Below are 7,077 nucleotides of genomic sequence, written 5' to 3'. Positions count from 1 at the left end.
CTTGAATAGCCTGGCCGCCCCCACCCGGCCTCGCCCTGCGGGCTCGACCACCCTCCCCGGGACGGGGAGGGAGAGCGGCGTGCTGCTGATCCACGGCTACGCCTCCCTCTGGGGCGTGGCGGACCTGAACGGGGATGTGGTGGCCAGGGGCGCCTTCGCTGACAGCCTGGCGCGGACCGGCGCGGGCGGGGTGCGGATGCTGCATCAGCATGAAAGCCGCGCGGTCGTCGGCGTGTGGGATCGGCTGGTCGAGGACGAGCGCGGCCTGTGGGTCGAGGGGCGGATCGCCGACTGGTCGCCTGAGGCCCGCTACGCCACCGCACTGAGCCGCGCGGGCGCCCTGGACGGCCTGTCGATCGGCTTCCGCGCAGCGAAGGCCCGGCGCGAGGGACGCCTGCGGGTGCTGAGCGAGGTGGAATTGTGGGAGGTGTCGCTGGTGACGTTTCCGATGCTGCCGGGGGCGCGGTTCACGGCTGCCGGGCAGGTTTCGGCGCGTTCGTCAGCTTGTAGATGAAGCCGATCAGGAAGAACGGAAAGATGATCCAGGGGACGGCGTTGTCGATGCCGAACCAGCCCCAGAAGGCGCGCACGGGCTCCCAGGCGCCGATCCAGGCGAGGCCGAACAGAACAGCCATCGTCCAGTAGGCGACGGCGATGGTCCGGCGCAGGCCCGGAGAGACGCGCAGGAAGGGTGTCGATGTGGGTGTGGCTCCGGGCGCCGTATAGGCCGTGCCCCCGAATATCCGCTGGACAGCTTTGAAGGTCCGTTGGTCCGCCGCAGCCAGATCGTCGGGGGTGTGTTGATCGTAATAGCCGTGGTCAGGTAGCGGCGGCTCGTCACTCTTTTGCAGGGCGAACAGTGGACTTTCCGGCATATGCCGGGCGGGCTCGTAAAGGATGGACGCGCCGGCGCTGTCGACCAGGAAGACATCCTCGAAAGGTGCGGTGGCGAAGTCGATGCGACGGGTGTCCTGCCCGTAGCTGTCGGCGTGAAGGGCCATCAGCCGGCCGTGGCGCAGTTCGACCTGAAAGGCGACGGCGTCGGCCAGGTCGCCGACCATGGCGTGGACCGTGCCGAACCGGCCGGTGGGGCCGGTCGTCAGGACGGGCCGGTCGCGGGCGACGATCAGTTCGGTGACGGCGCCCTGACCGGTGTTGCGACGCAGACCCGGCAAGGCCTCTTCGACCTGCCCTCCGAGATCGGGCGTGACGTCGCGCAGGTCCCAGACCAGGGCGTCGAGGACGGCGCGTTCGAGGGGGGTGAGACGGTCTCTAGTGTTCAAGGCCGCCCGCCGCCCAAAGGAACCAGATAGCGTACCAGCCGACAAAGGCCGCGACCGGGATCCAGACCGGCCAATGCCACCAGACGAGGCCGATGAAGGGCAGGATCAGAAGGACGCGCGCACGCATCATGATCCTGTGACGCCGGGCGGTGACGGGATCCTTGTAGGGGCTTCGCGTCGAGTTCCCTGAAGTTTCGATCATGCGGGATCTTCCCGCTTGCCGAACAGGAACTCGAGGACCCGGTCGCGCGACGACGGCAGGATGGCGGATAGGGTCAGAATGACGACGGTCGCCGCGACGCCGGACCAGTAGGGCAGGTGGAAAAAGGTCGCGGCCAACGACAGGGCGAAGGCGAGGAACAGGAAACCGATGGTCCAGCCGGCCCATGTCGGGTTCGCTCCGGTTTCCGGCAGGGGGGCCAGACGGTCGCATTGCTCGACCGCCCATCTGCGCAAGGCCAGCAGGGCGATCAGAATAATGCAGGCGTCACCCAGTTTTACCCTTGTCTCCGGGTCGGAGAGGGTCGGGTTGATGTCCGCCCCGAATGCACTCGACGTCTGGGCGAGTCCCAGGAGCATCGCGACTGCGCCAAGATAGAGAGCGGTCGACAGAACACCTGTCCACGGCAAGGCGCGGCCAAGCGCCAGGGTCATGACCAGCTTTCGCATGGCGCGGGGTGGGCGCAAACCCTCCGCGGGCAACTCCTTCCAAGCTTCAATGCCGTTGGCGGGCAGTTCATGAAGACCGTCATAGGGGCTGCGAGGACGAGGACGAGGGCGAGGGCGGCGGTTGGCGAGCGCCCCCAGCAACCACGCCAACGCGACCAGAACCAGCATGGCCGGAATGAGCCAGAGTGTGGTCCGCATCCATACTGTCGAACCCATGGTTCCCAGAAACAATACGGGCCCCAGAACTTGAGTCATCTGCAGCGCAAGGCGGTCCAGAAGCGAGTTCTGGACGGCGTCGATGATCCTGCGCGCGATGTTCCCCATGGGGTGAGCGTAGCCGCAACCTGCGGTTTTTCAACCGGCGCGATGCGCGCTTACACGCAGCTGTAGGCGAAGCGGTTTTCGATGCAGGCGATCGAGCCGTCCGGACGGACGGTGACGAGGTAGCGCGCCTGGTAGTCGGGCGAGCAGACGGGGCTGCGGCTTTCGCCCCGGATCAGGTCCCTGTGCAGGGCCTCTATGACGCGATCAGCCGGTTCTGCGGGGCAGAGCGCGGGCTGGGGTGAAGTGGTCAGACGGTCTGGCTCGAGGGCCTCGACGTTCGCGGCATGGAGAGCGGTCGTCAGGGTGTCGATGTCGGCGAAAACGCTCGGGTCGGCTGCGACCAGTTCGGTAAAAAGCTTTTGGCCGGGAAGGCCGCGAACGACGGTTCGGCCGACGGTGACAGACCGACACGCGCGCCCGTCGGCGCAGACGGCGGACTGACCGGCCGGGATTGTCGGCGCTTCGGGCGCGCAGGCGCCAATCAGGATGATGAGCGGGAACAGCCGCCGCATGGGTCGCTCCGGTTTCGGAGCCGACAGGGTAACCTTCAGGAGAATGAGATTGAAAGAGACAAAGACCGTCTCGGGCACGCCCGAGGCGCGCGCCGCCATGCATGAGATGATGGCCGCGTTCGAGGCGTTCAAAGGGGCGAATGACGCCCGGCTGGACGAGATCGAGAAGAAGGCGTCGGCCGATGCGCTGCTGGAGGAGAAGGTGGCGCGGATCGACCAGGCGGTGGCCGGGGCGCAGGCGCGGCTGGATCGGGCGCTGAGAGAGAGCCGTCGTCCGATTCTGGGTGCTGAACCGGCCGTCGTCGCGGCGGCGCCCGAGGCCAAGGCGGCCTGGGACGGCTATATGAAGTCGGGCCAGTCCTATGGGCTGGAGGTGAAGGCCGGGCTGTCGTCGGCGTCGAACTCGGCCGGCTATGTCGTGCCGCCGGAGACGGAGCGGGCGATCGAGCGACGTCTGATGGCGGGATCGCCGATGCGCGAGATCGCCACGGTGCGCACGGTCGGGTCGGGCGTGTTCCGAAAGCCGGTGTCGACGGCGGGCGTGACGGCCGGCTGGGTGGCCGAAACGGCCGCGCGGCCCGAGACGGATCGGGCGACGCTGGCGCTGCTGGAGTTCGCGTCGGCCGATCTGTACGCCTGCCCGGCGGCGACGCAGAGCCTGCTGGATGACGCATTGATCGACCTGGACGAATGGCTGGCGGCCGAGGTCGAGGACGCCTTTGCGGCGCAGGAGACGGCGGCCTTTGTCAGCGGCGACGGAGTGAACAAGCCCAAGGGCTTCCTGGCCTATGAGACGGTGGCCGAGAGCAGCCACGCATGGGGCAAGGTGGGCTATGTCGCCTCGGGCGCGGCGGGGGCGTTCGCCACCACCAATCCGACCGACAAGTTGATCGACCTGGTCTATGCGCCCAAGGCCCAGTACCGGCCGAACGGGCGGTTCGTGATGAACCGGCGCACGGTCTCGGCGGTGCGCAAGTTCAAGGACGCGGACGGCAACTATATCTGGTCGCCGGCGACGCGACCGGGCGAGACGGCGTCGTTGCTGGGTTATCCGGTTACCGAGATCGAGACCATGCCGGACATGGCGGCGAACAGCCTGTCGATCGCGTTCGGCGATTTCTCGCGCGGCTATCTGATCGTGGATCGGGCGGGGGTGCGGGTGCTGCGCGACCCGTATTCGGCCAAGCCCTATGTGCTGTTCTACACGACCAAACGTGTGGGCGGCGGGGTGCAGAATTTCGACGCCATCAAGGTGATGAAGTTCGCGGTGAGCTGATGATCAAGACCCCTCTCCCCTTGTGGGAGAGGGAGGGACCCGCCGCGAAGCGGTGGGAGGGTGAGGGGTTTCGCGACAGCGGAGCGACCCCTCATCCGACCCCCCTTGGGGGGCCACCTTCTCCCGCAAGGGGAGAAGGAACAGAACACACGGAGATCACTGATGACCGCACCCGTGAGCCTCACGGAGGCGAAGCTGTTCCTGCGCGTCGGGCACGACGCCGAGGACGGGCTGATCCAGACCTTGATCGATGCGGCGCGGGCGCGGGTGGAGGGGGAGGTGGGGCTGAGCCTGACCTCGACCTCGCCGGCGCCGCTGCGGCTGGCGGTGCTGATGCTGACCTTGCGCGCCTATGAGCGGGGCGAGGGCGAGATCAGCACGGCGCCGGTCGAGGCCTGGATCGCCCCGTATCGCGTGGTGCGGATATGAAGGTGATGGCGGGATTGCACCGGCCGGTGGAGGCGGAGACGCCCTATGGCGGACGGGTCGTCAGCTATGAGCCGATGGGGGTCGTCTGGCTGGCGCCGGGGGCGCGGCGACGGCGTGAGCGGACCGAGGGCGGAGTGACGCGCGGGCTCGAGACCCTGGCGGCGACAACGCGCACGGACGAGCGGCTGGAGCCGGGGCTGGTGGTCCGCTTTGGCGGCGCCGACTGGCGGATCGAGGGCGTCGAACCGGATCCCGAGCGCGCCGGGCGGATGCGGCTGGCGCTGGAGCGAACGCGATGACCGATCATGAAGGGGCGCTGGCCCGGGCGCTGATCGCGCATCTGAAGGGCGATGGGGCGCTGCAGGCGCTGCTGGGGAATCCGGTGCGGATCTGGGACCAGCCGCCGGAGGAGGCGACGTTTCCGCATCTGCTGGTCGGGCGGAACGAAAGCCGGCCGCTGGCGGCTGACGGGGGCGGGGTCGAACATCGGCTGACCCTGACCTGCGCCAGCCAGTTCGCGGGCATGGAGGAGGCGCGGGCTGTCGCAGCGGCGGTGCGGGCGCGGCTGGCCGATGCGCGGATCACGGCGGACGGGGTGCGGACGGTCAGCCTGGGCGTGGTGTTCGCGGACGCGTTCCGCAGCCCGGACATGAAGCGCGCCTGGGCGGTGATGCGGGTGCGGGCTGTGACGGAAGAGATTTAAGCGCGGCGCCTCCTCCCTCCCCGTCCCGGGGAGGGAGGTCGCGAAGCGACCGGGCGGGGAGGGCTTGGCGATAAGGGCGCGGCGCTTGATCAGCCTTGCCGCCCCCACCCGGCATCGCCCTGCGGGCTCAGCCACCCTCCCCATGAAGGGGAGGGAGAGGCGGGGCGTATCATTCAGACTGGAGAGATCATGGCGGCGCAACGCGGCAAGGACATTCTGTTGAAGATCGCGGGCGAGGGCGGGGCCTTCGTCACCGTGGCGGGCCTGCGGGCGCGGACGATTTCGCTGAACGCGCGGACGGTGGACGCGACCGACGGCGACAGCGCCGGGCGGTGGCGCGAGCTGCTGGCGGGCGCCGGGGTGAAGTCGGCGGCGGTGTCGGGGCAGGGGATCTTTCGCGACGCGGCGTCGGACGCCCTGATCCGCGAGGCCTTCTTTGACCAGAGCGCCAGGACCTGGCGGTTGATCGTGCCGGACTTCGGCGTGCTGGAGGGGCCGTTCCTGGTAGCGGCGCTGGAATACGCCGGCGAGCACGAGGGCGAGGCCAGCTTTGCGCTGAGCCTGGCCAGCGCGGGTGAGATCAGTTTTTCGCCGGGCTAGAGGCGGCAATCACGGTGCGATTATAGGCCATTGCGTAGGCATAGGCGCGGTCATTGAACTGAGCGTGCGCCCGATTGCGCACAAAATCGCTGGTGTCCTCAACCATGAGCACGTTGAGCGATGTCCCGTCGTCCGTTACGCCGGGAATTTCAGCTGCATAGCCATAGACGCCAAGTAGATGCAGATCGCCGTTGACGATCGCAGCTCTGGCGTCGGCGTCGGCACGGCGTGGGTTTAGTGCGTCGAGTGTGAGGCGGACCTCGCCTGGAGCCACTGGTTTGCCCTCGCTGGGATTGCGGTAGCCCGGGGTACAGCCCGCGATCATGAACATCATGAGAATAACGATGAGGCGTGGCATGAATCGGCTCCCAAGAACTGTGACGCTAACAGCGAACGGCGCACGGGGCGAGGTTGCGGCCATGCTGGCCGGCGCCGAGCGGCGGCTGTGTCTGACGCTGGGGGCGCTGGCGGAGATGGAGACGGGGCTGGGCGTGGCCGGGATGGCGGCGCTGGCGGAGCGACTGCGGGCGCTGTCGGCGGGCGATCTGACGGTGGTGCTGGCGGCGCTGCTGCGCGGCGGCGGGGAGCATGAGCTGGCGGGGGCGCTGGCCACGGCGCCGATCGATCCGCGCGCGGCGGCCGAGGCGGTGGCGCGGGCGTTTGAAGCGACCGCATGACGCCGTGGGCCGAGATGATCCAGGCGGCGGCGCGTATGGGCGTGGCGCCAGAGGGATTCTGGCGGCTGTCGCTGAAGGAATGGCGGATGCTGACGGCGGGGCCGGTTCAGGCGGGGCCGATGGGGCGCGGGGATCTGGCGCGTCTGGAAGCGCGGTGGCCGGATTGAGCGCAGTTTCTCCCACCCCCTTCATGGGGAGGGTGGTCGCAGCGAAGCGGAGACCGGGTGGGGAGGGCTTGGCGATGCCGGGCGCTGTGGATGCTCAGCCTCGCCGTCCCCACCCGACTTCGGCCTGACGGCCTCAGCCACCCTCCCCGGGACGGGGAGGGAGAAAGGTGATGATGACCGACGATTTCGAACGGAAGACCGCCGAGGCGGCCGCGGCGCTGGAGAACCTGCGCGAGCCGGCAGAGCGGGCCGCAGGGGCGATCGAGGCGGCGTTCGGGCGGGCGGGTGACAGCCTGACGCGGTCGCTGGCGCGGGCGGCGGCGGATGGAGAGGTGTCGCTGAGCGAACTGGCCAAGGCGGTGCTGGCGGCGGTGAACGCGGCGGCGGGATCAAAGGGCGGCGGACTGGGAGACGCCATCGTCTCGGCGGTCGGCGGC

General features: G+C 68.8%; 14 protein-coding genes. 9 read left to right on the top strand and 5 right to left on the bottom strand.

Annotation, left to right across the window (positions count from 1 at the left end; genetic code table 11):
- Positions 1-85: 85 nt before the first annotated feature.
- Positions 86-514, top strand: coding sequence for an HK97 family phage prohead protease (locus EON91_RS13540; protein ID WP_292095758.1), 429 nt, complete (start codon positions 86-88; stop codon positions 512-514).
- On the opposite strand, the gene EON91_RS13535 is transcribed toward EON91_RS13540, so the two are convergent.
- The 4 genes from EON91_RS13535 to EON91_RS13520 all read right to left on the bottom strand — a co-directional run bounded on the left by EON91_RS13535 (position 468) and on the right by EON91_RS13520 (position 2,788).
- A complete protein-coding gene (locus tag EON91_RS13535) occupies positions 468-1,283 on the bottom strand; it encodes a hypothetical protein (RefSeq protein WP_292095752.1) in 816 nt (271 codons plus the stop codon). The genes EON91_RS13540 and EON91_RS13535 overlap by 47 nt on opposite strands.
- Positions 1,273-1,410, bottom strand: coding sequence for a hypothetical protein (locus tag EON91_RS13530; protein WP_292095750.1), 138 nt, complete (start codon positions 1,408-1,410; stop codon positions 1,273-1,275). Before EON91_RS13530 ends, EON91_RS13535 begins: the two co-directional genes overlap by 11 nt.
- Before the next feature lie 71 nt (positions 1,411-1,481).
- Positions 1,482-2,276, bottom strand: coding sequence for a hypothetical protein (locus tag EON91_RS13525; RefSeq protein WP_292095747.1), 795 nt, complete (start codon positions 2,274-2,276; stop codon positions 1,482-1,484).
- 50 nt (positions 2,277-2,326) lie between these two features.
- Positions 2,327-2,788 carry a hypothetical protein gene (locus EON91_RS13520; protein WP_292095744.1) on the bottom strand — a complete coding sequence of 154 codons (462 nt, stop codon included), beginning with the start codon at positions 2,786-2,788 and terminating at the stop codon, positions 2,327-2,329.
- Between the two features lie 49 nt (positions 2,789-2,837).
- Between EON91_RS13520 and EON91_RS13515 the strand changes: the two genes are divergently transcribed.
- From EON91_RS13515 to EON91_RS13495, 5 genes are all read left to right on the top strand, one after another.
- Positions 2,838-4,064, top strand: a complete 1,227-nt coding sequence (locus EON91_RS13515) for a phage major capsid protein (protein WP_292095741.1) — start codon at positions 2,838-2,840, stop codon at positions 4,062-4,064.
- Between the two features lie 162 nt (positions 4,065-4,226).
- Positions 4,227-4,493: a head-tail connector protein gene (locus tag EON91_RS13510; RefSeq protein WP_292095738.1), complete on the top strand. Its 267-nt coding sequence runs from the start codon at positions 4,227-4,229 to the stop codon at positions 4,491-4,493.
- 5 nt (positions 4,494-4,498) lie between these two features.
- On the top strand, positions 4,499-4,792 hold the full coding sequence (locus tag EON91_RS13505) for a head-tail adaptor protein (protein WP_292095736.1): 294 nt from the start codon (positions 4,499-4,501) through the stop codon (positions 4,790-4,792).
- The gene (locus EON91_RS13500) at positions 4,789-5,196 is read left to right on the top strand and encodes a DUF3168 domain-containing protein (RefSeq protein ID WP_292095735.1); all 408 of its coding nucleotides are present in this window, start codon (positions 4,789-4,791) and stop codon (positions 5,194-5,196) included. The genes EON91_RS13505 and EON91_RS13500 overlap by 4 nt, the downstream gene beginning before the upstream one ends.
- Positions 5,197-5,385: 189 nt before the next feature.
- The gene (locus EON91_RS13495; protein WP_292095733.1) at positions 5,386-5,796 is read left to right on the top strand and encodes a phage major tail protein, TP901-1 family; all 411 of its coding nucleotides are present in this window, start codon (positions 5,386-5,388) and stop codon (positions 5,794-5,796) included.
- Here the strand turns inward: EON91_RS13495 and EON91_RS13490 are convergent.
- Complete coding sequence (locus tag EON91_RS13490) at positions 5,777-6,154, bottom strand: hypothetical protein (RefSeq protein ID WP_292095732.1); 378 nt, start codon at positions 6,152-6,154, stop codon at positions 5,777-5,779. The two genes, EON91_RS13495 and EON91_RS13490, sit on opposite strands and share 20 nt — an antisense overlap.
- A gap of 19 nt (positions 6,155-6,173) precedes the next feature.
- Between EON91_RS13490 and EON91_RS13485 the strand changes: the two genes are divergently transcribed.
- The 3 genes from EON91_RS13485 to EON91_RS13475 all read left to right on the top strand — a co-directional run.
- Positions 6,174-6,473 (top strand): GTA-gp10 family protein, encoded by a 300-nt coding sequence (locus tag EON91_RS13485; protein ID WP_292095730.1) that lies wholly within the window; start codon positions 6,174-6,176, stop codon positions 6,471-6,473.
- Positions 6,470-6,640 carry a phage tail assembly chaperone gene (locus EON91_RS13480; RefSeq protein WP_292095728.1) on the top strand — a complete coding sequence of 57 codons (171 nt, stop codon included), beginning with the start codon at positions 6,470-6,472 and terminating at the stop codon, positions 6,638-6,640. Before EON91_RS13485 ends, EON91_RS13480 begins: the two co-directional genes overlap by 4 nt.
- Before the next feature lie 173 nt (positions 6,641-6,813).
- The coding region (locus tag EON91_RS13475) for a phage tail tape measure C-terminal domain-containing protein (RefSeq protein ID WP_292095755.1) at positions 6,814-7,077 on the top strand (264 nt) is incomplete at its 3' end.

This window comes from Brevundimonas sp. (genome assembly GCF_004210735.1).
Taxonomy (GTDB): domain Bacteria; phylum Pseudomonadota; class Alphaproteobacteria; order Caulobacterales; family Caulobacteraceae; genus Brevundimonas.
This window is presented reverse-complemented; position numbering and strand designations above follow the sequence as displayed.

Coding starts and splice junctions, on each gene's coding strand:
- EON91_RS13520 (WP_292095744.1), bottom strand. CDS start 2,788: ATGCGGCGGCTGTTCCCGCTCATCATCCTGATTGGCGCCTGCGCGCCC.
- EON91_RS13480 (WP_292095728.1), top strand. CDS start 6,470: ATGACGCCGTGGGCCGAGATGATCCAGGCGGCGGCGCGTATGGGCGTG.
- EON91_RS13530 (WP_292095750.1), bottom strand. CDS start 1,410: ATGCGTGCGCGCGTCCTTCTGATCCTGCCCTTCATCGGCCTCGTCTGG.
- EON91_RS13525 (WP_292095747.1), bottom strand. CDS start 2,276: ATGGGGAACATCGCGCGCAGGATCATCGACGCCGTCCAGAACTCGCTT.
- EON91_RS13500 (WP_292095735.1), top strand. CDS start 4,789: ATGACCGATCATGAAGGGGCGCTGGCCCGGGCGCTGATCGCGCATCTG.
- EON91_RS13510 (WP_292095738.1), top strand. CDS start 4,227: ATGACCGCACCCGTGAGCCTCACGGAGGCGAAGCTGTTCCTGCGCGTC.
- EON91_RS13490 (WP_292095732.1), bottom strand. CDS start 6,154: ATGCCACGCCTCATCGTTATTCTCATGATGTTCATGATCGCGGGCTGT.
- EON91_RS13505 (WP_292095736.1), top strand. CDS start 4,499: ATGGCGGGATTGCACCGGCCGGTGGAGGCGGAGACGCCCTATGGCGGA.
- EON91_RS13495 (WP_292095733.1), top strand. CDS start 5,386: ATGGCGGCGCAACGCGGCAAGGACATTCTGTTGAAGATCGCGGGCGAG.